Origin of the sequence: Alteromonas sp. MB-3u-76, assembly GCF_002831605.1 — a bacterium.
Classification (GTDB): Bacteria; Pseudomonadota; Gammaproteobacteria; order Enterobacterales; family Alteromonadaceae; genus Alteromonas; species Alteromonas hispanica.
Genome location: NZ_CP025115.1, coordinates 1681788 through 1706837 on the forward strand (window position 1 = coordinate 1681788; position 25050 = coordinate 1706837).

Consider the following 25050-nt stretch of genomic DNA (forward strand, 5'->3'; position numbering starts at 1 on the left):
TAAATGTCGTTGCATTGTTGATTAATTTGAGTAGACTTACACGCTCTTTCGGTCGGTGTGTGGCGCAGCTTGGTAGCGCACTGTCATGGGGTGTCAGGGGTCGGAGGTTCAAATCCTCTCACACCGACCAACTTCTCTGCTCCCCAGCCTTCCCATTCAATTCCAATTTGCTATTTTGGCTCTACCCCATAAACGGGGGATCAGCATTCACCTTACACGATTGATAACACCATCCCACCCACAATGGGTCATCACTCTCATTCTATAGTTTTCAAAGTTTCTAAAACCATACGCTCTTCTTGATATCATTTCCATTTTGTTGTGGAAGCCTTCAGTGATCCCGTTGTTTCGTGTAAAGCGCCACATGGCGATGATAGGTTACAACCACGAAGTTAAGGTTTTGGCCAGTGCACGAAGTGGAAAAGTCATCATTGCAGACGCATGGCCTAATTACTGACTCACCCAGTGTATCTTCGCTTCCGATTGCAAAGCCGTAGTGCAAAACGTGTGTCTTGTTTGATAGCTATTACGATGGCGAATACCACAGGCTTTTAATCCTTTATTCCACATCAATCTCGGCGAAGCGTTATTCAGTGTTGCTATGCAAAACTCTTTGTAAATGTTCAATGGTTTACCAGTATTGATATAGCTTGAAAGTAAATATTTACTAAACAAGAGGACATTTCCAACACTAGCTAAAAGTGTAGTAAACGATAGTGCTGAAAAGACAAAACGGAGTGTTCTGGTTATGAGGGTCTGGTCTGCTCTTAAAAAGGATTTCCCTGCAACAATTAATGAAATCGCAAACAAATAGCCGGACACGAAAAGCGTCACAGTTAACTTGTCAGATGTCGGCTCTACCCCATAAACGGGGGATCAGATGTCACAATAGATAAGCATTGCCACAATGCATCTCGGGTTAAAGAGTTAATTTCACTGACTTGGAACAGAAGTAATTTTTCTTGTTTTTATTTTAAGCTATTGAAAATTAAGTTTATTTTTATTGTAATGTAACGTTCATTAGCCGCGCATTCAGCGCTCTAGCTCAGAGCTACATTCTTTTGTGCAGGAGAAGCGCTCCCAAGCGCTGATAGAGAGATTGTCACCCCAGTGACAGACGAAAGGTCTGCAGCCCGCCGTCGGGTGGCACGACCGGCGGCGGCATCGGATGAATTTTGTTGAAACGGAATGTCCGTTGAAGTGCAGACAAAAGAGGGTGTGAGGTCATAGGCCCCACGTGTAATTTACCCTCCATCATTGCATGAATTGTTCAGAGAAAAGCGATGATTCTCTATGTATTCATGTTTAATAATTAGGCTATGTTCTGCTAAATTGTTGCTATACTGTATATGAATACAGTTATTGAGGGTTGATCATGATCCCAGCACAATTTACAAAGCTTATAGCCGAGTTAGAACACTTAACAGATAGTCAAACCCGTTATGTTGAGAAGCTGCTGAAAGGCACTGATAGCGTCTCACAGTTGATAACAGAGCTTGAGGAGCGGATGGTTGAAAACCCTGAATGTCCGCACTGCCATAGCTCACTGATCAATCGGCACGGCAAGGTAAACAAGATGCAGCGTTATCGCTGCAAGAACTGCGGCAAAACCTTTGTAGCGACAACGGCGACACCGCTAGCTCGACTGAGGTACAAAGAGCTTTGGTTAGAATATATTCGCTGTATGCTGGACAGTAAGCCATTGCGTAAATGTGCCGAAGAATGTGGCCTCCACCTTGAAACATCGTTCAGGTGGCGGCACCGATTCTTGGCGCTACCATCAGCACTGAAAGCGAGCAAATTAGAAGGCATTATCGAGGCAGACGAAACACTTTTTCCCTACTCAGAGAAAGGCTCAAAACGGATGACTCGTCAGCCCCGTAAAAGAGGGGTGAAAGCGAAAAAACGAGGGCGTTCAAAGGATGATTGGGTGCCAGTTTTAACGGTCAGAGACCGAGCTAAGAGTACGTATGAAGCCGTTGTGCCAAGTGTTACATCGGAAGCTTTGCATCAGGAGCTAGCAGGAAAATTAGAGAAAGACAGTGTGTTGTGTAGTGATGGCTATAAGCCCTACATAGCTCTTTCTGAGAAAAATGATTTAATACACAAGCGCTTAGATGTGGCAGGAGGAATTAAGGTGATAGATAAAGTCTTTCACATTCAAAATGTTAACGCCTATCACAGCCGTCTGAAAGCGTGGATAAAACGGTTTAACGGAGTAGCCACAAAATACTTGGAACACTACCTGGGTTGGTTCAGGTTTATGGATAATCCAGAAAACCTTAACGAAAACAGGCTCTTTTCGATTCAACAACAGTTAATCCGAACATAGCCAATAATTATATTTAAAAAGTCGGTTGATGTGCGTAACGTTCTAATTAAATGGCTTCGACCGTACGAATTCATATTTATTTCTAAGTGGTTAAACCAAGGATTCAAAAAAAGTAATTCAACGCACCGGTTCTGTAGTTTTATGGTTTTATACTCACTACTAAAGTATAGTGAAATTAAGTATTTGTGGTAGTCTATTCTTTGCAATACACACAGAATAAAAAAGTACTACTGAGTTCTGATTGAACCAGCGGCAAGGTGAAATGGAGTTTCTTAAACATGGCATCCTCTATCCAGCAAAGTAACTTTGGGTTTCTACAAGAGCATGATTCACTTTTAGTGGAAATTGCCTCCTCTGCTGAAAAAGCCTTCTCGAGCGATCCCAACACAACATTAATGAAGCTTAGGCAACTGGGTGAAGCGCTGGCACAGCACATTGCAGCATTGGTTGGAATTGAGTTTGACGATAAGACTTCCCAGGCTGATCTGATCTACAAAATTAACCGTGAGTTACAGCTAGAGCCGGTAGTCAGAGAGTTATTCCATACTCTTAGAATGGAAGGTAATAAAGCAATCCATACATTCAGAACTCAGCACAAAGAAGCCATGAATGGTTTAGTGGTTGCACGTAAACTAGCCATATGGTTTCACCAGTCTTTCGGAAAATCAGGGGTTCAATTTAAACCTGGCCCCTTTATTCCACCTGCAGACCCCAGCGAACAGTTACGTCAGTTACAGTCTGAAATTGCAAAGTTAAAAAGTGATTTAGAACAAGCCAATGTTAACTTGGATTCCAGCAATCAACTTCATGAGCTCGTAGCCAAAGAAAAAGCAGAATATGAAGCATTGGCAATGGCAATGGACGAGGAATCTCGGTCTTTGGCGAAGCAAGCGTCTGAACATGAAGATGCCTTACAAGCTCAACGTAAGGATTACGAAACAAAGATAAAGGCACTTCAAGCTCAGTTAGCGGCGGCTGATGAGAAAACGCAAACTGCCCAACGCAATCAGATAAACAAAAACACACAGGCGGCAACGCAACACATAGTGTTGGATGAAGCGCTAACCCGCATTTTAATCGATCAGCAACTGTTAGAAGCGGGTTGGACAGCCGATAGCGAAGCGCTTACTTATAAAAGTGGGGCTCGACCAGAAAAAGGCAGTAATATCGCGATTGCCGAATGGCCTACCGAGCATAATGGCGAAAAAGGTAGAGCAGACTATGTACTGTTTTACGGTTTAACGCCCATGGCCGTGGTTGAGGCGAAGAAAGAAAACACCAACGTTGCAGGAAAAATTTCGCAAGCAGAACGATATAGCAAAGGTTTTAGTGTTTCACCTCCTATGCTGGGCGCATGGGAATTAGCAGGTTTAACAATTGCCTGGCCTGATGAACAAGAAAGCCATTATAAAATCCCGTTTGTTTATTCTTGCAATGGTCGCCCTTACGTTCCCCAACTGGCCGAACAGTCTGGAACCTGGTTTCGGGATGTGCGCGAACCTGCCAATACTAAACGTGCACTCCCTAAGTTTCATACGCCAGAAGGCTTAATTGACAAACTCAAACGCAGTAAAGAAGAGGCTGAGAAAAAACTAAAAACTGAGCCATTCGGCTATTTAAAAGTTCGCGATTATCAGCAAAAAGCCATTATTGCGGTTGAAAATACGCTAGCGAAAGAAGTACGCACGGCGCTGTTAGCTATGGCAACAGGAACCGGTAAAACGCGCACCATCATTGGTTTGATGTACCGGTTTCTAAAGGCTGAGCGATTTAAGCGTATTCTATTTTTGGTAGATCGCACCGCACTTGGTCAGCAAGCCATTGATGCTTTTAACGAAGCACCACTAGAACAAAATCATACCTTATCTAAAATCTATAATGTTTCAGAGCTGGGAGATATGGCTGCTGAGGCTGAAACGCGTGTGCAGGTTGCAACCGTACAAGCCATGGTAAAGCGCATATTTATGAGCGACAACCCGCCACCGTTAGACCAGTTTGATTGTATTATTATTGATGAAGCCCACAGAGGGTATACGCTCGACCAGGAAATGACCGAAGGCGAAATCGCTACGCGGGATGCGAGTCAGTATCTTTCCAGTTACCGCCGGGTGCTCGACTATTTTGATGCCGTCAAAATTGGCTTAACTGCGACGCCAGCGAAACACACCAGTGAAATTTTTGGCAAACCTGTTTATACCTATTCATACCGGGAAGCGGTAGCGGATGACTGGCTAATAGATCACGAACCGCCAATTCGATACGAAACCTTACTCACGCAAAACGGGATTAAATTTGCCAAAGGAGATGAAGTTAGTGCCATTAATACCCAAACTGGTGAAGTACAAAGCGCAGAGCTAGACGATGAACTTAATTTTGAAGTGGAAGCTTTTAATCGCAAAGTAATTAATGAAAACTTCAACAAAGTGATTTGTCAGCAACTAGTTCAAGAACTCGATCCGTTCGGGGATGAAAAAACTCTGATTTTCTGCGCAACCGATTTGCATGCCGATATGGTAAAGCGACTTTTAGACGAAGCGTTTAAAGACCTTTATAACGGTGAATATAACCAAGCGGCAGTCGTTAAAATCACCGGGCAAAGCGACAAAGTAGAACAGCTCATTCGACAGTATAAAAACGAGCGCTATCCAAATATTGCTATTACTGTAGACCTGCTAACCACCGGTATCGATGTTCCCAAAATTTGTAACCTCGTTTTTATGCGGCGGGTTAAATCACGGATTTTGTATGAGCAAATGATTGGCCGTGCTACCCGCCGCTGTGATGACATTGGTAAAACGGTATTTCGAATTTATGACCCGGTGGATATTTATGCCGCGTTGGCCGATGTTAATACCATGAAGCCATTGGTTAAAGATCCCAATATTACGTTGGAACAATTGGTACACGAAATCACTAATCCGCAACAATTGGAACGCGCGTTGAATGCGCCTGGTGATGCGCCAGAGCAGAGCCATGCCGATGTAGTGCTAAGTCAACTTAGCCAAAAAGTGATGCGCGTAATGCGAAAAGCCGGTAAAAAAGCTGAAAGCAAACCCGCACTTAAGCAAAAACTGGATGAATTACAAGGTTTATGGGGCGTTGAGCCCAAAAGCTTGCATAAACATTTACATGAGCTTGGCCCTAAGCAGGCCGCGGCCTTCATAACAAAACATAGCGGTCTGATAAACCAGTTAGCAGAAGTGAATGAGCTACTGGGCAGTGAACGCCAGCCTATAATTTCTGAGCATCATGATGAAATAAGAGAACGCACCCAAAGCTACGGTGTACATCAAAAGCCAGAAGATTACTTGGACAGCTTTAACCAGTTTATAAAAGAGCAGCTTAACCAAAGTGCAGCCCTTGCTGTAGTGGTGAATAAACCCCGAGATCTGACTCGCGATCAACTAAAAGAAATTAAGCTATTGCTTGATGGTGCGGGATACTCAGAAGCAAAACTCCAAAGTGCGGTGCGTAACCAAACTAACCAAGATATTGCAGCAAGCATCATTGGCCATATTCGCCGAGCAGCATTCGGCGAGCCATTGTTACCCTTTGAGCAACGTGTTGCACAGGCTATGTTGCGAATATATGAAAGTCATAACTGGTTACCCGCACAGCGCAAATGGCTTGAGCGCCTGGCAAAACAACTGGTTCACGAAGTAATCATAGATAGAGAATTCGTAAACAGCCGATTTGCAGAGCAGGGCGGAGCAAAGCAGCTGGATAAAGTACTGGGTAACCAGCTGGATACAATACTGGATGAACTGAGTGATGCAATTTGGCCTTCCCAAAGTGCATAAACTTTATATGTATAAGTAAACAGAAAAACTATACATGTTATAAAGTACATGTATAATTTTTTGCAAAATCTATACATATACAGTTTTACATGTATAAAAAGGACATTATATTAATCATGACTGCATCTATCCCATTGTTACCACTTGATAATATAGAGCAGTGGGAAACCCGCGCAGTACTCAAAAAGGTGGCTGAAGCTCACCGATATCTGGCCGAATTAAAGGGTGTTGCCGCCAGCATTCCCAATGAAGCAATACTAATCAATACGCTTGCCTTACAGGAAGCAAAAGACAGCTCGGAAGTGGAAAACATTGTAACCACGCATGACGAGCTTTATAAAGCCAACTTATTTGAAGAAGCCATTACTAGCCCTGCAACCAAAGAAGTGCAGGATTACGCGGTAGCATTAAAGTTGGGCTTTCAAACAGCACGGCAAAGTAAACTCATTCGCTTAAGTGATATTCTTGCCATCCAGCAAAACCTGGAGCACAACAACGCTGGCTTACGCAAGCTACCCGGTACTGATTTAAAAAATGCCCGTACGGGGGAGGTAGTGTATACCCCGCCACAACATGCAGACGAAATAACCGCGCTAATGGATAACCTGGTGCAGTTTATTAATAACGATGAGTTATGCGATGCAGATCCGCTGGTAAAAATGGCCATCATCCATCATCAGTTTGAAAGCATTCATCCATTTTACGACGGCAATGGCCGCACAGGGCGGATCCTGAATATTTTGTACCTGGTGATTAAAGACTTGCTTAACCTGCCGGTACTGTATTTAAGCCGTTTTATTATTCAGCACAAAGCAGATTACTATAATAATTTGCAGGCTGTGCGTGTTACTGGTAACTGGGAACCTTGGATAGCCTTTATGCTTGATGGGGTTATCGACACAGCACAAAACACTATCTCACTCATTACCGAGATGAAAAGCCTGATGACCGATGTGAAACACGGTATTCGTGAACAACTACCCAAAATTTATAGCCAGGATTTACTCAATAACCTGTTTCATCACCCCTATACCAAAATCGATTTTATTATTGATGAGCTAGGGGTAACGCGAATAACCGCCACTAAATATTTAGAGCAACTAGTAGAACACGGCTTTTTAACCAAACAAAAAATTGGCCGCGCCAACTACTACATTAATGAGCCGTTGTGCAAAGTACTGATAGCACACAGTTAAGAACCAAATTATTAATTAAGAGACACACATGACAAATAACGAAATCGTTCAAAAACTCTGGAACCTCTGCGACGTACTACGCGACGACGGCATCAATTATTCAGATTATGTAACCGAACTGGTACTGCTGTTATTTATTAAAATGGTGCATGAGAACACTGAAGCAGGCGTATTAAAACGCCATCCTCTACCACAAGGTTGTCGTTGGACAGACATCAACGAAAAGTCGGGTATTAACCTGCTAAACGACTACAAACGCATTCTATTAAGCCTATCAACAGGTAAAGATTCAGACGGCAATATTGTGCACGAAGACCCGCTTATCAGTGCAATCTACGCCGATGCACAAACTCGACTGCGTGAACCACGCCATCTAGAACAAATGATAAAAACCCTCGACCATATTGATTGGTTTAGCGCCCAAAAAGACGGGCTAGGCGATTTGTATGAGGGATTGTTGGAAAAGAACGCATCGGAAACGAAATCCGGGGCAGGGCAATACTTCACACCTCGCGCGCTAATCAACTGTATGGTGCGCTGCATTAAGCCGCAAGTTGGCGAGGTGATACAAGACCCAGCGGTAGGCACAGCAGGATTCTTAGTTGCTGCCGACCAGTATATGCGTGAACAAACCGATGACTATCTTGAGCTTTCCGCTAAAGACGCAGCGTTCCAGAAAAACAAAGCGTTTGTTGGCGTGGAATTAGTACCCAATACAAGGCGCTTAGCGTTAATGAATTGCTTACTGCACGGAATGGAAGGCGACGAAGAGGGCGTTGTGCATTTAGGAAATGCATTAGGTGATGCAGGAAAGGAGTTAAAACAAGCTGACATTATTTTAGCAAATCCGCCTTTCGGTACCAGTAAAGGTGGTGAAGCATCCAATACCAGAGACGATCTAACCTACAAAACCACCAACAAACAACTTGCGTTTTTACAGCATATTTATCGCAACTTAAAACCTGGTGGCCGGGCGGCCGTAGTGCTGCCGGATAACGTACTGTTCGAAGCGGGCGTAGGTACCGATGTTCGCCGTGACCTAATGGATAAGTGCAATCTACATACTATTTTACGCCTGCCAACGGGTATTTTTTATGCCCAAGGCGTAAAAACCAACGTACTGTTTTTTACTAAAGGTTCAGAAAAAGACAAACACCAGGAAGAAAACTGTACAGAAAATGTGTGGGTGTATGACCTGCGAACCAATATGCCTGGCTTTGGTAAACGCACCCCGTTTGGTGAGTCGGATCTAGGATTTGCGAAAGAAGAATTTGGTACAGATCCACATTTGGGCGCTTTCGAAAAAGTATATGGCGACTTATCTGATGGCACAAGCCAACGCAAAGAAGGTGAGTACAGCTTTGGTGCACAAGAGATTGAAGTAGACAAAGAGGTGGTGGAAGAAAACCAGGGGATTGATGACCGCCTTGCGCATTCTCGATGGCGCTGCTTTAGCCGTGAATGGATTCGCGAAACAAAAGGCGATTCATTGGATATTTCTTGGCTTAAAGATAAAGACAGTGTTGATGCGGCGGATTTACCTGAGCCGGATGTATTAGCTCGAGAAGCTAAAGGTGAGCTGGAAGCTGCGCTTATCGAAATTGATGCGTTATTGGTAGCTCTGGAAGGTGCAAGCTGATGACTATCCCTGCATCTTGGAAACAAACTGAACTTGGTGAAATTCTGCTTTCGATAGTAGGGGGTGGAACACCAAGTAAATCAATCCAAAGCTATTATGAAGGTAACATTCCGTGGATGAGTGTAAAGGATATGAACAGAAATATCCTGCACGATACTGTTGATCACATTTCGGAAGAAGCTGTTAAGAACAGCAGCACTAATGTGATTCCTTCTGGAACACCTATTGTTGCGACTAGAATGAGTCTAGGGAAAATTATTGTTGCAAATTTCGATTCTGCTATCAATCAGGATCTGAAAGCCTTGTTTCCTGCTAGTGGTGTCAATCGCGAATACCTTATTGATTGGTACAGGTCGATTTCACGTAAGATTGAAGAACTTGGAACGGGCACTACGGTTAAAGGTATTCGTTTAGACGTTCTTAAATCATTAGAATTTCCACTACCACCTCCAGAGGAACAAAAAGTCATCGCCGACAAACTCGACGCACTGCTGGCTCAGGTGGAAATCACCAAAGCTCGCCTCGAACGCATCCCCGAAATCCTAAAAACCTTCCGACAATCCGTCCTCGCCGCCGCCGTCAGCGGCAAGTTGACACAGGAGTGGCGGGAGAAGCCAGCAGAGTGGATAGAAATGAAGTTGAATGATGTCGCTGATAATGTTGTTGACTGCCCGCATTCAACTCCAAAATGGAGTGCTTTAGGTAAGTATTGCGTAAAGACCACAGCATTTAATCCATTTTATCTTGATTTATCTGAACAGGGCTTTGTGAGTGAGGAAGTGTTCGCTGAAAGAATTAAACGCCTAAAACCTGAACCTGGCGATATTCTTTACAGCCGAGAGGGTACGGTTGGTATTGCTTGCCAAATTCCTTCTGATACTGAACTTTGCCTTGGTCAAAGAATGGTTTTGATTCGTGCTGGTTCGGAAATTAATTCTAAGTTTCTAACAATTGTCTTGAACTCAGACAAAATCTTATCGATTGTAAGGCAAATGACGATAGGTAGCACTGTACCCAGGGTAAATATGAAGGACATTCGTAGTTACCCAATACCAGTACCAACCCAAAACGAACAAACCGAAATCATCCGCCGAGTTGAGGAACTCTTTGCTTTTGCTGACCGCATCGAACAAAGAGCCAATGTCGCACTCGATAGAGTGAATAACCTCACCCAATCCATTTTAGCCAAGGCATTTCGCGGAGAACTTACTACAGACTGGCGAGCCGCCAACCCTGAACTAATCAGCGGAGAAAACAGTGCTGAAGCTTTGCTAGCAAAGATTAAGGCAGAACGTGAGGCGCTAAAGCCGGCTAAAAAAAGTAGTGTAAGGAAAAAATCCTGATGCGTTTGCTGTCGCTAACTTTGGAAGGGCAGTACAAAGGATTGAAAGATCAGACCTTTAATTTTGAGGATGCCGATGACTAAGTAACTTTGTATGCATACGGCTTTTAGTCCCTCACTATAGAGTGTTTCGTCATTGAGCTGCAACACACATGCTTAGCAATGGTGCTAATCCTCGCCAGGTTCAGGCATATCTGTGCCATGCAGCCCTTTCTACTGCGCACTTATACACGCATATTGTGCAGAGCAAGTTGAATGAGACGTACATGCGATTTCATCCGTCTGCGCGGTGATATATTTTCTGTATTTGGAATCACATAACTATTTATTTTAATTGTTAATTATTTTATTTTTGTGTCGTGTTTTTGCGTCATCTTAGTGTCGTATTTTTGCGGTTGAAAAATGTCGTATTTTTGCCTATTATATATTCAATGTGCATAGGGGGGGCAGATGACGATACAAGACAGAATAAAGACAAGAGTCAAGCGTTCTAAGCGTTCTGTTTTTTTGCGCTCTGATTTTAAAGATATAGCTGACTACGACCAAGTAGGTCGAGGCCTTAGAAATCTTGCTCGTGAAGGCTTGTTGATGAAGATAGGTTACGGGCTTTATGCCCGTGCCAGAGTCAATCGCATTACAGGTAAATTAATGCCGGATAATGCTGCGGGTGCTGATGGTGTACTAATAGAAGCTATGGAAAGATTAGATGTAGACTACAAGTTCGATGATTTGTCGAACATGAACTTTTCAGGCCAGAGTACGCAAATTCCAGCTAGTGTTAAAATTGTTCCAACCGATCCACGCTTTACCCGTAAAATTACCGTAGGTAAGCAGCGTGTCAACGAAGCTCGATAGCTCGCTATTTGTCGATGTTGCCGACGCCATAGGGCTAGGCAACCCGGCAATTGTCGAAAAGGACTACTATGTTGTCCAATTATTAAGGCACCTATCGATAATCGAATTCGAACACCACCAGTTGGTATTCACGGGCGGCACTGCACTTGCCAAGTCTGATATAAAAACGTATCGCATGTCGGAAGATATCGATATTAAGCTGGTTCCCAACAAGGTATTTAATAATCTACCATCACGATAAAGCCTATGACACCGAGTAAAGACAGAGTAGAGATAATGGCATTCACTGCCAAATCACCCCGATAGTATTGAAAACTATTTGTCATAAGGCTAAATCCGGCAGTGCAAAATGCGCTTACGCTGTGAAAAATAGCCGACCAAATCGGCATATTTTCACCGCTTTGAATGAATATATAAGACAGAAATAAAGCGCCAGTAAATTCTACGATAAGAGTAAAAAGAATTACCTTTTTTACAAATTCACTTGGCTTAAATTCTTTTGGGAACGCAAATTCTCTTTTGTTTACCTGTAAGCCTTTTTTAAGGGAATCTTTCGACATTTTCGCTTTTAACGCAATGAGGATGAACGAGCCAAATGTCATATATCCAATACCGCCTATCTGAATAATTAACAATGTTACTAGCTGCCCAAAAAAGGAATAATCTGAGCCAGGTTGAGCTGTGATAAGTCCTGTAGTGGAAACCGCTGAGGTGGCCATAAACAGTGTGTCTAGCCAATCTATCTGCGCCGTTTTTGCGAAAGGCAGGTTGAGGAGCAAAAATGCGATTACCAGAAAAAATAAATAACCATACACAAGTAACACAGTAGGTGACTTTGAAAATACAGAGTTATTAATTTTTTTATTTGCACTATTCAGGTTTATTTTCCTCACAATCTGATTGCTAAATTGCAGGCTTTTGAATTTATTTTTACAACCATAGTTAGACTACTGAAAGGGTAAAAGATCAGAGTGCCGTATATTTAGTTTGATCTTTATTGCCTTTGGAATTCGTAGCAATTTGCGAGTTTTGGTTGTTATCTGCCTATTATTCCCAAAACATCGCGATAGATTATTTTCGCTGACGCGATAAACAACCTAATGGATTAAACGTCTTCGTCCTTTTGATATCATCAAATAAAGAGCATGGAAAAATGAATAAACGTGTCGGTGTTCTAGCGGTAGTAATATCGCTTTCTCTTCTGTTTTTGGTACAGGGTTGTAGTGACGATAAAAAATCGTCAAAGCCATCTTCATCCAATTCCTCATCGATTGAAAGTTCTAAAAGAACACCTGCTGCTCCAGTGGGCTATATTGAGATTTCTTTTCAATCAACGCCCATTGTTAATAAGATTCCAGGCCGGGTTGTTCCATTTCAAGTGGCTGAAGTAAGACCGCAGGTTAGTGGTATTGTACAAAAGCGCATGTTCACAGAAGGCTCCATAGTAGAAGAGGGCGAGCAACTCTATCAAATAGAGCCTAATCGGTATCAAGCTGATTTTGAGTCGGCGCAAGCAAGTTACAATAATGCGCAGGCAAGGGTGGAAAACGCCCAATCGGTGGTGAATCGCTACGATAGTTTAGCGGCCTCAGACGTTCTCAGCCAGCAAGCGTTTGACGATGCAGAAACAGAGTTAACTCAGGCCGAAGCCTCGCTTGCACAAGCGCAGGCGCAACTGAAAACAGCCAGAATAAATTTAGCTTACACCAAAGTGTACGCACCCATAACTGGTTTTATCAGCCCCTCTAATGTAACAAAGGGCGCGCTGGTCTCGCAGCAACAGGAACAGCCACTGTAACCGTTCAGCAGGGCCCTATTGACAGCTAAATATATTTATTTTCAGTGATCTCTTGGATCCTATTGATTGATCCCCCCAGTCTGTCAAAGTGACTTCATGCCACGTAAAAAACAGCTATCAAAGCCGCCCGCAGTCGATAACTTAGATGATGCAAAATTGGTTATTCAAGCACTCTGGGACAGGCTAAATGACCTCGAAGACCGACTGAATCAGAACAGTCGTAATTCATCGCGCCCGCCATCTTCTAATGGTCCGAGTGTAGCTTCATCTGCGCCAGCTAAAAAGCCGACGGGCCGTAAGCGCGGTGCGCAATCCGGCCATAAAGGTAGTAAGCGGATGCTGGCCGATACCGTTGATGAGACGCGCACCTATTATCCCGACGATACTTGTGCTTGCGGTGGTGACATTGCTATCAATGATTCCCCTTATCGTCGGCATCAGGTATTTGATATTCCCAGCCAGGCATTCTCTGTAGTCGAACATCAGTTGCATCAGGGCCATTGTTGTCAGTGCAGTAAAACGGTAAAAGCAACGCTACCTGACAACGTGAATCAGGGACAGATGGGCAATAACCTGCTGGCCTATGTGGCAATGCAGTCCGGTCAGTTTCACCAGAGTATCAGTAAAATCCAGCAACAGCTCGAACAGAACTTCGGCTTATCGTTCAGTCGCGGTGCTATCTCTGAAGCGCAGGGCCGGGTTAGTTCAGTGCTGACGCCAGCGTATCAGGATATCAAAGAGATGATGCGCACTGAGGCGGTGGTACACTGCGATGAAACCCGTCATCAGCGTGGCAACGAAAACCGTTGGATGTGGCAGGTCTGCACAGCAGAGTTATCATGCTTCATGACCCACTTCTCACGCGGAGCCTGGGCAGCGAAGAAATTACTGGGCGATAATCCAGAAAACATTGTTGTGACTGACCAGTATGCCGGTTATCACTATATTGATGCTGACCATCGTCAACTATGTTGGGCGCATATCTTAAGAAATATGAATGCGCTGGCGGAAAGCTGGGGCACGAATAAAATCTACGGTACAGTATTGGTCAGGCTCATCCGCCTGTTGTTCCGGCTGCAACACCGGTATGAAAGTAACAAGCTAAGTGAAAAGCGATACCGGGACCGAATGGAAAAGCTACGCATCGCATGGCGACAACAACTCGAACTGGCATCAAGACGTTGTGTGACTCCCCGGTATCAGAACCGGTGTAAACTGCTGCTGAAACACGATGATATGTGCTGGGTATTCCTCAAGAATGAAGGCGTGCCCCTGACCAATAATGAAGCAGAACGCTCATTGCGTAGCTATGTACTGTGGCGAAAAGGCAGCTATGGCGTGTGGTCACATCGGGGCGAACTGTTCAGACAGCGCATCCTGACCATTGTTGAAACCTGCCGAAAACAAAAGTTGAATCCTCTGAAATGGATCCGGGCAATACTTGCTGCGACGCTGAATAAAACCACCTATCCTCTGCTCAAAGACTTTAAAGTTGCCTGTCAATAGGGCCCTGGTGAACGGTTACCAGCCACTTGCCACTATTCGCCAACTAGATCCTGTTTATGTCGATTTGTCCTTGTCGGCAAACGATCAGCAACAGATGTACACACAGCTTATTAACTCTGGAATCAGAGAAAATGAAAGCAGCGAAACCGTAACGTTATTTTTAGACTCGGATGAGCCCTATACACATGAGGGAAAGCTTCAGACAGCAGATTTAGCGGTAGATAATCAAACCGGTACTATTAGGCTGCGTGCCGTATTTCCAAACCCCGATAACGTATTGCTCCCTGGGCTTTTTGTCCGTGGTGCAATTCAAGACGACGGGGCTAACAAGGTTGTTATTGTTCCTCAAAAAAGCGTAAAAATGAGCGCAAAAGGCGCTAAGCACGTTTGGTTGATAGATAGCGATAATAAAGCGCGTAAGCGAGAAGTTACTACTGGTAGCGCATTTGAAAACAAATGGATAGTAAAAAAGGGGTTGAATAAGGGAGAACAGCTTATTGTTGAAGGCACTATGATGCTTCAAGAGGGTCAGCCGGTAAAACCGGAACGTCTCAATGCAAATAGGCAAGAAGAAACGCAAGGCCAAAAAGCCGAAATGCAGGGTAAAAAAGAAACGAATGGGGAGCAGGACTAATTATGTTTTCACGCTTCTTTATTAATCGCCCCATATTTACCTGTGTTATCGCGCTATTGATTATGGGTAGCGGAGTATTTTCAATGCTCAGCTTACCCCTTGAACAATATCCGAACATTGCACCGCCCAAAGTATCTATTTCAGCAAACTATCCGGGGGCCTCGGCTGAAACGCTAGAAGTAACCGTTACCCAGGTTATTGAAAAAAGTCTTACTGGCATAGATAACTTGCGCTACATTCAGTCGCAAAGTTCGTCGGCCGGAACTGCGTCAATTACACTTACCTTCGAACCCGGCACAGACCCAGACATTGCACAGGTTCAAACTCAAAATAAAGTGTCTCAGGCTCAGTCTGCCTTACCTCCTATTGTGCAGCAATTGGGCGTGTCGGTTGAGAAGGCGGGCAACAGCTATGCACTGCTAGTGAGTTTCTTTTCCAAAAGCGGAAAAATGAATCGGAATGAAATTTCAGATTTTTTGGTTTCTAATCTTGAAGAACCGCTAAGCCGAATTAATGGCGTTGGGCAAATACAAACCTTTGGCCCAGAACATGCCATGCGGATATGGATTAATCCCAATGCCATGAATAATTACAACATCACCGCGCTTGATGTCATTGATGCCATAGAACAGCAAAACGTGCAGTTAGCGACCGGTGAAATAGGTGGCGCACCTTCCGTTGAAGGTCAACAACTTAATGCTACTATTACGGCGCAATCGTTACTTACTACCCCTGAGGAGTTTAAACAAATTTTGCTTCGCTCAAACACAAGTGGGGCAAATTTAACTTTAGGTGACGTTGCTCGCGTTGAGGTGGGAGCAGAAAGCTACCGCGTACTTGGGCGTTGGAATCGAAAACCTGCGTCGGGTATTGCCATAGAATTGTCGCCTTCAGCCAATGCGCTTGCCACTATAGAAGCGCTAAAAGCACGAATTGATGAATTTAAAACAATTATTCCTGAAGACCTTGAAATAGCCTACCCAGTAGATACTTCGCCTTTTATCCGAGCCTCAATTTTTAACGTATTAGAAACCCTGGGTATTGCCGTAGTGCTGGTGGTGCTGGTGATTTATATCTTTTTGCAAACCTTTCGGGCTACTCTTATTCCTGCGGTAGCCATTCCCATCGTTTTGCTCGGCACCCTAAGTTTTCTGCTGTTATTTGGTTACTCAATCAATGTGCTTACTATGTTTGCGTTGGTGCTTGCTATAGGCATGTTGGTAGATGATGCCATTGTGGTTACTGAAAATGCGGAAAGAAAGCTGGAAGAAGACAGCGAACTAACCCCTAAAGAAGCCGTGAAAAAAGCCATGGCTGAAATATCATCGGCTTTGGTTGGCACAACCGTTGTTATTTGGGCAGTATTTTTACCCATGGCGTTATTCAGTGGCTCGGTGGGCGTTATTTATCGACAGTTCGCTATTACTATATCTGTCGCTATGGAGATTTCCTTGTTTATTGCGCTTACGCTTTCCCCCTCGCTATGCGGGCTTTTCTTGCAGTCTAGTGATAAAAAGAAACAGGGCGGCTTGCTACATAAGTTCAACAAAGGGTTCGATGGTGTTAAAAATGCGCAAGGCCAGCTGCTAGAAAAGTTAATCAACAATAAGCTGATATTGCCTGGGGTGTTCGTTTTACTTGTTGCTGCAGGTGCATGGGTCTTTTTACGCATACCAACATCATTTTTACCGCAAGAAGACCAAGGTAGAATGTTTACTTTGGTTACCGGTCCGCCTGGTTCAACACTTCAACAAACACGAGAAAAAATGGCTAAAGTTGAAGACTTTTATTTGGACGGCAGCAACGGTGCTGTAGATGGACTATTCACGGCAGCGGGCTTTAGCTTTGCAGGCCAAGCACAAAACGTGGGAATAGCGTTTGTTAAGATGAAAGACTGGGAGCAGCGTGGCGAAGCAAACAGTGTTTTCAATATTAAGCAGAAAGCGGCGAAAGCGCTGGCGCCAGTGAAAGATGCCATGATTATTCCTCTCGTTCCGCCTCCTGTTAGTGCATTAGGGAATGCAAGTGGGTTTCAACTTCAGCTAATAGATCGCGAAGGGGCAGGGCATGAAGCGATGAAGAAGGCTACTCAGCAGCTATTATCAGAAGCGAATAGCAGCCCAATGCTAACTCAAGTGCGCTTTAATGGGCTGGCTGATAATCCGCAATATAATTTAGATATAGATACCCCGAAGGCCCTCGCACTTGGTGTGCCAATTTCAACGGTAAATCAAACCTTAAGCGTTGCTTTGGGAGGTCGTTATGTTAATGACTTTATTGATAGTGGTCGTATAAAACGGGTTTACGTTCAGGCCGAGCAGCAATATCGCATGCTGCCAAAAGACATAGATGATTGGTATGTACGCAACAGTGCCGGAACTATGGTAAAGCTTAGTCAAATAGCGGCTGGTAATTGGTCTTTCGGGCCTTCAAAGCTCACTCGCTTTAATGGCATTGCGTCTAGAGAAATTCAGGGCTCAACACCTCCAGGGGTAAGTTCGGGGCAAGCGCTGGCAGAGCTAGAGCGTATTGCACAGTCATTGCCCGATGGTTTCGATATTGCTTGGACCGGTCTGTCATATGAAGAAAAGGAAAGTGGTAACCAAACACTACTGCTTTACAGTATTACCGTTGCTGTTGTGTTTATGATATTGGCTGCGCTATATGAAAGTTTGGCTATTCCGCTGGCTATCATACTGGTGGTGCCTCTTGGTATTTGTGGAGCGGTGTTGGCGACGTGGTTAACGGGGCAGTCAAACGATGTTTACTTTCAGGTAGGCTTGCTAATGACCATGGGGCTAGCTGCTAAAAATGCAATATTGATTGTGGAGTTTGCACAGCGCAATTACAAAGAAGGCGCTAACGCATTTGATGCCGCACTTGACGCCGCAAAACAACGCTTTCGCCCTATTATTATGACATCGTTGACTTTTATCTTAGGGGTGATGCCGTTGGCATTTGCTTCAGGGCCAGGTTCTGGCGCACAAAATGCTATAAGCATAGGCGTGCTAGGCGGTATTTCTATGACCACTGTTTGTGTTGTGTTTTTTGCGCCCTTTTTATTCTTTTGGGTGCGAAAGTTTGCCTATAAAGTCGGGGGCAGCGACAAGTAGGGGTAATGTTGCTCTGTTAATGTGGCTACGCCAATTTCGCTACGCCAATTTCGCTGCGTCAATTTCGCCGTGTCACTTTTCACTGGTGCTGCATAAAAAGCTGATGCAGTGCTTAACTCTTCACAATGCCGCTGCTTTTTAGCAGGCAATGCACCAAGGATTAAGGTTATGTTTGCAACGCTGTCACAAATGAAATGGTTTTTCACGGTGTTTACTCAGGTTCAATCTCATCCCGGGAGTGGAGCAATTACCAGTCTGTCTAATGCTCAATCATTGCTTGCCCAACTGTGGGAGAGTTTTTTGTTTCGCCTGCCAGGGTTAGGCTTGGGAATTATTGTTATGGCGGTGTTTATTGTTCTCGCGCCTCATGCTGCAAAACTGCTCATAAAGCCAGTAACACGCACAACAACATCACCACTTCTGCGTTCGGTTATTCAGCGAAGTATTAGTATTGTTCTTATATTGCTTGGTATTTATCTTTTCTTATTTCTTGCCGGGCTTACCGGTTTCGCTATTGCTGTAGTCAGTGGTACCGGGGTTGTAGGGCTTATTCTAGGCTTTGCCTTTAGGGATATTGCAGAAAACTTTATTTCAAGTTTGCTGTTAACAATACAGCGCCCGTTTCGCATTGGCGACATTGTTCAGATAAACGAGTTTACTGGCATTATTCAAAAGGTCACAGCACGAGCAACCACCTTGGTCGATTTCGATGGCAATCATATTCAAATTCCTAATGCCACAATTTACAAAGGCGTTATTAAAAATCTTACGGCCAACCCACTTATGCGTGGCAAATTCGTTATAGGGGTAGGTTACGATGCCGATATTCAGCAAGCCCAGAGTATTGCTCAGCACGTTATTGCAGCACATCAAAACGTACTAAAAGATCCTGAGCCCCAAATCCTAATTGATACACTTGGGGCGTCAGCCTACAACGTGAAGGTTTATTTCTGGGTAAATGTAGAAGAAACGAGCGTGCTTAAAATGGCCTCAGTACTGATGCGCAATATTACCCAAGCCTTTATGGATGCCAATATTAGCATGCCAGATGACGCAAGAGAGCGGATATTTCCTCAAGGTTTAGAGGTGAAAAACGTACAACCTCAACATAATTTAAATGGCTCGAAAGAGTCTATTAGTGCTCAACAGCCAAGCAGCGATGAATATGAAGAATCATCAGCTGCTATAACCCCCTCTGAAGGTGATGATGTGACCTCTGAAGCCCATGAGATTAGAGAACAGGCACGCAACTCAAGAGACCCAGAGGCGGGAGAGAATATTCTTTAACTATCTGTTTTCTAGCCTATTAAAGTCTAGATAGCCAAACTCAACAGGGTAGTTGCGTTTAAAGTACTCATGCATGTTGTCGGCGTATTCCCAAAATTTTGGGTTTGTGCGCCTCACGCCGTAGGCGTCTAGAAGTGCAGCATAATCCGGTTCTGACCCCATTTTATTGATGCGGTTGGCGAAGTTTGGTAGCTCGGACAGTTCAATTTGTAAAAACGCATTGGGGTGAGATGTCATAAACCCGCTTGCAATAGTTACTGTATCTTCTTCCGGCAGCCTTCTATCTTCTTCATTAAATAAATGGGAGATGTTGGTGTGAGCGCTATGTCTAAGCATGGTGTAGAAGTGTTCTGAATTGCTGTCTTTATCAAAAACACGCACTATGGTCGATTCCGGCAGTAGTGATACATTTGTTCCCTGCATAGCATTAATACGCTTAAAACTGTTTATTGCTTCTTTTGAATTAAATCCATTTTCTAAGCTATGGCGGCTGCTCAACGTATCGTCAAATTTAGCTTTAATTTTATTGAGCAGTTCTTGGTAAGGGGCTTTTGTTTGATATTCGATATCGGTTTTTATATCCGACGTGTTGCCCTTGTAAACAAACTCTTCAACTTCGCTTACAGAACCTCTGTACCACTTGCTTCTTACCTCTTCTCTAGTTTTGTTAGGAAGAAATGATAAGAAGTTAAACTCGCCTTCCATGCGTAAAAAGTCCATGTACATTCTGCTATTTAGCTGGTGGCCAACGTTGCCGTAAACATCGTATCCTGCTACCAGCAAATAATGAATTCGTTCGAACAAGGGGTAGGTTAACACCCAAGCCGTTTGGGGTGTTTCTCCAACAAGCCCCTTTACTACACTTGCAGCGTCGTTATGCCTGAAAATGGTGAGCGCCAAGTTTTCATTGTTATTTTCACCATCCCACAATAAATCTAAGTCTATGCTCAACTTGTTTTTTATTTGAGTGTCAATGAAGTTAGATTTAGCCGTTAAATACTCTCGTTCCATGGCCGCATAGTTCATCCATGCTGTGGGCAACGCATTGCTCTGTTCTTCAGCCGGAAGCTCTATATTTTGTAACGCTTGCTGAATAAACTCTCCGTTATTTTGAACAAGATCCAGCTCAGGCTCGGAAAACACCACCCAAAAATGGTCATTAATTACATTGAGTGCCATTTGACCACGACAAACGGGGCCTTTAATAAATTGCATGATGGTATTTTGAGCTTCATCTAGCATGTACTTGTAGCGCGCATTTATAGGAATTTGCGCAAAAGTAATAAAGGGGTTAGATGCCTCTTTAGGTTTATATGAAGGTAACTCAGTAACTGCGTAGTTGTTGTTTAAAAACCATCGTTGCCATTTTTTCATGCGCTGTTCGTTAAGCAACACGGGCATGTGTGATTTGTGCACCATAGTTTGCTTTTCAGGCACTAAACGATAATAGACTCGCTCAACATCTGGTTCGTCAAAGGGGCGGCGGGTAAAAATACCCTCTACTGGGGTGCCCGGAGCTGTAGATGAACGCACTAACTTAAAGAATTGCGTTGGTTGTTCAGCACTAAAATGCAAGTGCACTAGAAAAAGGTGCTCGAACAAATACCGGCTCATTAACTGCGATTTTAAATCATCGGCATTTAAGAAGCGTTCCCATTCCTCAATTTTTTTCAGGTGAGCGTTTGTTAATACAATGTCGTCATTTCCTCTCGCACCTTGTGCAATCCAATTTAATATAAGCGTATTTTCTTTTTCATTTATCGCCGGAAGTGCATAGGGCATTCCCCAAAGCGGGTAATCTTGTTTATAGGTACCAATGTCGTCAATGGTAGGGCACTGATATGATCTATTGATATTTAGAGGGTATTTTTCTTTGTTAAGCTGTGAGGGCGTCGTGCCTTCTGTCTCGGCACGGTTGTCTTGTTTTAATTGAAGCAAGTGAGCTATTACGCTCGAGGACAAATTATCTTTAGCAGAGGATTGATACTCTTTGGAAGAAAAGTTCTCTGACGTTTCCTTAGGTGAGTCTGAAACTACCGGGAAAAAGTCTTTGTCTCGCCACTGTGTCAGAGTGTGGCCGTCTTCAAACAAGCGGGTTAGGTTCGCCTCTACCAATCGTTCACCATCGTAAACACGCGCTTTGTTTGCGCCACGTTCAATGCCTGAAAAAGAGCCCATTTTAAGCTGGCACGGAGCATCGTAGCAGGCGTGGCATACCACACAGCGTTGCGCTAAAACAGGTTTTACTTGGCTGTGGTAGTCAACTATTTCACTTGCTTTGGGGGCTGAAATGGGTAGCGACTTTGCTTTTAACGGTGTTTGAAAGTAATGGTACAAACCTGAGCCTACTGAAAGGGCGAGGATAAACGAAATGGAGGTAACCCATTTATTCATGCAGAAATTCTCTTATTAGTGGTGTTGCTATCAATGTTGATATTGGCTGTTTCACCTAAAGCCTGAATGATACTTAATACCATAAACCTGTTTTACAAGCTTGTTTCAGCTGAAAAAGAGGCCAACTTCTTACTAAGTTGCATCTAGGGTACTATCAGAAGGTACTATCAAAAAGTACTTTCAAAGAATACTTTCAAAATTAAACACCAAAAATATAACACCGACAAAATGTGACATCGAATAGCAGCAAGCTGGGAGCAAGTAAGTCTGTTAATTAGCTCTAACTAATTTACAACTATACCTGAGCCAACGTGTAGGCGGTAGAAAATAAAAGATTTAAAGCGCAAATGTCGAGCTCTTCTACCATCAGCAATCGTGAACGCTTTCTTTTTATATCCACCGCAGCTAACAACGTCACCGGGTTGAGTTACGCTGTGCAATTTTGCTAAATCAAACCGGTAAATCAAACCACAGAGCCTCTAGGGCACTTTCAGCAACCACCTGATAAGTTTCATTTGCGGTAGACGCAAATGCATCGCCTGATTCAAAACGATGATTAAAATGCTGGTAATTCACAGTAGCTGAACCACTAATAAGATGCAGATAGCCAGTTCTTGATGCTTCTAATGTTAAAGACTGCCCAGCCTCCAACACAAGACGATGTATACTGGCATCTTGATGTATTGACAGTGAGCCGCCGTTTCCCTGGGGTGTTACTAGGGGAGTAAGCGGGCCTGCCTGCTTAATCGTGGTTTGCTCATAGCTTGGCGCAATACCCTTGCTTGAGGGGGTAATCCATATCTGTAGAAACTTTACGTGTTCATTGTCTGAAGCATTAAACTCACTATGCATAACCCCTTTTCCTGCACTCATACGCTGTACATCACCAGCGGGAACTATATAACTATTTCCCTCGCTATCTTCGTGTTTAAGTGCGCCCTCTATCACATACGACACAATCTCCATGTCACGGTGTCCGTGCTTACCAAAACCGTGTCCAGGCATTACAACGTCTTCGTTTATCACCCGTAACACCGATATACCCATGTGTTTAGGGTCGTAATAACGCCCAAAAGAAAAACTGTGCTTGCTGTTGAGCCAACCAAAGCTAGCACTGCCCCGTTCTGCTGATTTTCTAATGTATTTCATGTTTAACCTTTTGGTTTTACCTTGTGCCGCTATGTTATTGCTTTATGGAACACAGCAAAATTATTTTAAAAAGGTTTAAATATTCTTTTTATTAGAATGATTTTGGTGAATAAGCGGTGCTATTTTTATTGAATATTCGTTTTAGTGGAATGGTTGGTGTTATTTTTTTCAATTTTATTTATCGCCGAGTCATTGAATAATCATCCCAAGCATTCACTAATACTAATCAACTGTAAGAGGGAACAATAATGAGTAACGTTTTATTTATTAAGTCATCGCTGAACGGCAACAAGGGTAATTCCAACATTCTTGGTAATTTGCTTGTAGCAAAATTGAAGGAAGAAAAGTCTGCCAATATAGTGGAAAGGGACTTGGCTGCCGACGCACTACCGCATTTAACACAAGCTGAGATGGCATCGTGGGCACCTGATAGTAATAATCAAGAGCTGGCTAGTTTTTCTGACACGTTAATCGATGAACTTAAAGCAAGCGACACTGTTGTAATTGCTATGCCTATGTACAATTTTGGTGTTCCCTCTACGTTCAAAGCATGGGTAGATCGTATCGCACGTGCTGGCGTTACTTTTCAATACACAGAAAACGGACCTGTTGGATTGTTAGAAAACAAGAAGATAATAGTAGTTGCCGCGCGAGGCGGTATATATGAAGGCACACAAAAAGACACCCAATCTCAGCATCTAAAGGATTTCTTCGGTCTGATTGGTCTTACGGACATTTCGTTTATCTATGCTGAGGGCTTAGCTATGCCAGACGGTGAAGAACGAATGAATGCGGCTAAACAAGCAATTAGTGAATTTAAGTTTTAGTTTTGCCTTCAACCTTCAAATAGGTGTTCGTTAGCAGTTGGGCTTTTTGAAATTAAGCCTGCACTAGCATCTTTAGTGAGGCCAGCGTTGGCCTTACTAAAGATAAACGCTACTAGGCTGCCCACAATTCCTAAAAACCAAAGCTCTTAGAAACCGCAGTTTTTACGATCCATTGCCCCTACAATATAAAGCCTGTAGAAGTATGGACTGCTGCAGCAGCTGTTGCAGCACCCAATAATGTAACCACACCTGCACCCGCTAAAAAGGCTACAAGCTTCCTTCCACCTTGCATTTCACCTTTCCTAGCTTTCGACTTCGCTAAAAGCTTTTGGGAAAAAAACGAGCTTAAAATGAAAATACCACCAGCGATTACGGCATAGCTCACATATGTCATCAACATAACTTTCTCCGTTTATTGGGTAGACCATGGTTGTTTCTCTCAAAGAAAGTATTATGTTCACTTTTTGTGCGTTACATTATGTTAACCGAGGAGTCGTAAATGAATTAGCTCTGAGAATGGGTTTACGACATAACGATGTACCGAATAAATTTTATTCACCTACAGATTCCATTTGCAAACCGATAAGAAATAATCCTTTTGCCGCGCTTTCACTTACTTTTCGTCAAAGTGTTCGAATTATTACTCTTTATTTAATTTGGTGTTATAAATAAACTGAGAATATACTTAAGTCTAACTAACGTACACCAGCGAAAACATGGTTACATCCAGCGCACACGGCTTATATTCCTTGTCTTTAAGTCAAAACACGGTCTTTTGTGATTATTCCGAAGGGTTTAATTTACATGGCGTGCGCGAGTTAACTCGAGATGTACTGTCTTTAACGGCTCATCTAAGTGAGTGGGTGCTTTTTCAACGTCCCACCGAAACTGCGGGCATTACTCATGATGCGATTGGCGAAATGATGGCGGGATACTTGGCTTTTCAGCAGGCCGGCTGCAAAGCGGTGGGTATTGTCGAAAACAGTATATTTGTTCACGCAGGTTCCCCGCATAGGCCTTCAAATCTCACCATGCCGTTTATGATTGATAAAGATGAAGAAAAAATAAAGCACTGGCTTTCAGGCGTTCTATAACCTGTTAATACGATGTGCTCTTAATGTTAAACCTCAATTTTCGACTTTTTGTCGCTTTGTATAGTCCTTCCTCCACAAAACAAC

Annotated in this window: 18 protein-coding genes, 1 tRNA gene and 1 pseudogene; 15 read left to right on the plus strand and 5 right to left on the minus strand. The window is 43.5% G+C overall.

What is annotated here, in order from left to right; translation table 11 throughout:
• Nucleotides 1–53: 53 nt before the first annotated feature.
• A tRNA-Pro gene (locus CW735_RS07550) sits at nt 54–130 on the plus strand.
• Between the two features lie 77 nt (nt 131–207).
• Here CW735_RS07550 and CW735_RS07555 read toward each other — a convergent pair.
• Nucleotides 208–417 (minus strand): annotated as a pseudogene (locus tag CW735_RS07555) (transposase); the annotation flags it as partial.
• A 958-nt stretch (nt 418–1375) separates the two neighbouring features.
• Here CW735_RS07555 and CW735_RS07560 point away from each other — a divergent pair.
• The 7 genes from CW735_RS07560 (at nt 1376) to CW735_RS07590 (ending at nt 11405) form a co-directional block, all read left to right on the plus strand.
• Complete coding sequence (locus CW735_RS07560; protein WP_157812624.1) at nt 1376–2332, plus strand: IS1595 family transposase; 957 nt, start codon at nt 1376–1378, stop codon at nt 2330–2332.
• A gap of 278 nt (nt 2333–2610) precedes the next feature.
• Nucleotides 2611–6132 carry a type I restriction-modification system endonuclease gene (gene hsdR / locus CW735_RS07565; protein WP_071979923.1) on the plus strand — a complete coding sequence of 1174 codons (3522 nt, stop codon included), beginning with the start codon at nt 2611–2613 and terminating at the stop codon, nt 6130–6132.
• Nucleotides 6133–6248: 116 nt separating this feature from the next.
• Nucleotides 6249–7328 carry a Fic family protein gene (locus CW735_RS07570; RefSeq protein ID WP_071979922.1) on the plus strand — a complete coding sequence of 360 codons (1080 nt, stop codon included), beginning with the start codon at nt 6249–6251 and terminating at the stop codon, nt 7326–7328.
• A gap of 28 nt (nt 7329–7356) precedes the next feature.
• A complete protein-coding gene (locus tag CW735_RS07575) occupies nt 7357–8967 on the plus strand; it encodes a class I SAM-dependent DNA methyltransferase (protein WP_071979921.1) in 1611 nt (536 codons plus the stop codon).
• Entirely contained in the window at nt 8967–10310 is a 1344-nt protein-coding gene (locus tag CW735_RS07580) for a restriction endonuclease subunit S (protein WP_071979920.1), read from the plus strand. Before CW735_RS07575 ends, CW735_RS07580 begins: the two co-directional genes overlap by 1 nt.
• Before the next feature lie 449 nt (nt 10311–10759).
• Nucleotides 10760–11164, plus strand: coding sequence for a DUF6088 family protein (locus CW735_RS07585; RefSeq protein WP_071979919.1), 405 nt, complete (start codon nt 10760–10762; stop codon nt 11162–11164).
• On the plus strand, nt 11145–11405 hold the full coding sequence (locus tag CW735_RS07590; protein ID WP_083595269.1) for a nucleotidyl transferase AbiEii/AbiGii toxin family protein: 261 nt from the start codon (nt 11145–11147) through the stop codon (nt 11403–11405). Before CW735_RS07585 ends, CW735_RS07590 begins: the two co-directional genes overlap by 20 nt.
• Here the strand turns inward: CW735_RS07590 and CW735_RS07595 are convergent.
• On the minus strand, nt 11383–12057 hold the full coding sequence (locus CW735_RS07595; protein WP_100971533.1) for a potassium transporter TrkG: 675 nt from the start codon (nt 12055–12057) through the stop codon (nt 11383–11385). The genes CW735_RS07590 and CW735_RS07595 overlap by 23 nt on opposite strands.
• 260 nt (nt 12058–12317) lie before the next feature.
• On the opposite strand from CW735_RS07595, the gene CW735_RS07600 reads away from it, so the two are divergent.
• The 5 genes from CW735_RS07600 to CW735_RS07620 all read left to right on the plus strand — a co-directional run bounded on the left by CW735_RS07600 (nt 12318) and on the right by CW735_RS07620 (nt 19502).
• Nucleotides 12318–12962, plus strand: coding sequence for an efflux RND transporter periplasmic adaptor subunit (locus CW735_RS07600; RefSeq protein ID WP_100971535.1), 645 nt, complete (start codon nt 12318–12320; stop codon nt 12960–12962).
• Nucleotides 12963–13058: 96 nt separating this feature from the next.
• On the plus strand, nt 13059–14468 hold the full coding sequence (tnpC, locus tag CW735_RS07605; RefSeq protein ID WP_100970864.1) for an IS66 family transposase: 1410 nt from the start codon (nt 13059–13061) through the stop codon (nt 14466–14468).
• 7 nt (nt 14469–14475) lie between these two features.
• A complete protein-coding gene (locus CW735_RS07610) occupies nt 14476–15102 on the plus strand; it encodes an efflux RND transporter periplasmic adaptor subunit (protein WP_157812660.1) in 627 nt (208 codons plus the stop codon).
• Between the two features lie 2 nt (nt 15103–15104).
• Entirely contained in the window at nt 15105–18215 is a 3111-nt protein-coding gene (locus tag CW735_RS07615; RefSeq protein ID WP_100971539.1) for an efflux RND transporter permease subunit, read from the plus strand.
• A gap of 189 nt (nt 18216–18404) precedes the next feature.
• Nucleotides 18405–19502: a mechanosensitive ion channel family protein gene (locus tag CW735_RS07620; RefSeq protein WP_332310105.1), complete on the plus strand. Its 1098-nt coding sequence runs from the start codon at nt 18405–18407 to the stop codon at nt 19500–19502.
• Here the strand turns inward: CW735_RS07620 and CW735_RS07625 are convergent, their stop codons facing one another.
• Both CW735_RS07625 and CW735_RS07630 read right to left on the minus strand, forming a co-directional pair.
• Complete coding sequence (locus tag CW735_RS07625) at nt 19503–21896, minus strand: fatty acid cis/trans isomerase (RefSeq protein ID WP_100971543.1); 2394 nt, start codon at nt 21894–21896, stop codon at nt 19503–19505.
• A gap of 450 nt (nt 21897–22346) precedes the next feature.
• Nucleotides 22347–23045, minus strand: coding sequence for a pirin family protein (locus CW735_RS07630; protein WP_100971545.1), 699 nt, complete (start codon nt 23043–23045; stop codon nt 22347–22349).
• A 248-nt stretch (nt 23046–23293) separates the two neighbouring features.
• On the opposite strand from CW735_RS07630, the gene CW735_RS07635 reads away from it, so the two are divergent.
• A complete protein-coding gene (locus CW735_RS07635; protein WP_100971547.1) occupies nt 23294–23872 on the plus strand; it encodes an FMN-dependent NADH-azoreductase in 579 nt (192 codons plus the stop codon).
• A 178-nt stretch (nt 23873–24050) separates the two neighbouring features.
• Here the strand turns inward: CW735_RS07635 and CW735_RS07640 are convergent, their stop codons facing one another.
• Nucleotides 24051–24272, minus strand: a complete 222-nt coding sequence (locus tag CW735_RS07640; protein ID WP_071979910.1) for a hypothetical protein — start codon at nt 24270–24272, stop codon at nt 24051–24053.
• A gap of 316 nt (nt 24273–24588) precedes the next feature.
• Between CW735_RS07640 and CW735_RS07645 the strand changes: the two genes are divergently transcribed.
• Nucleotides 24589–24966: a hypothetical protein gene (locus CW735_RS07645; RefSeq protein WP_100971549.1), complete on the plus strand. Its 378-nt coding sequence runs from the start codon at nt 24589–24591 to the stop codon at nt 24964–24966.
• Nucleotides 24967–25050: the final 84 nt, after the last annotated feature.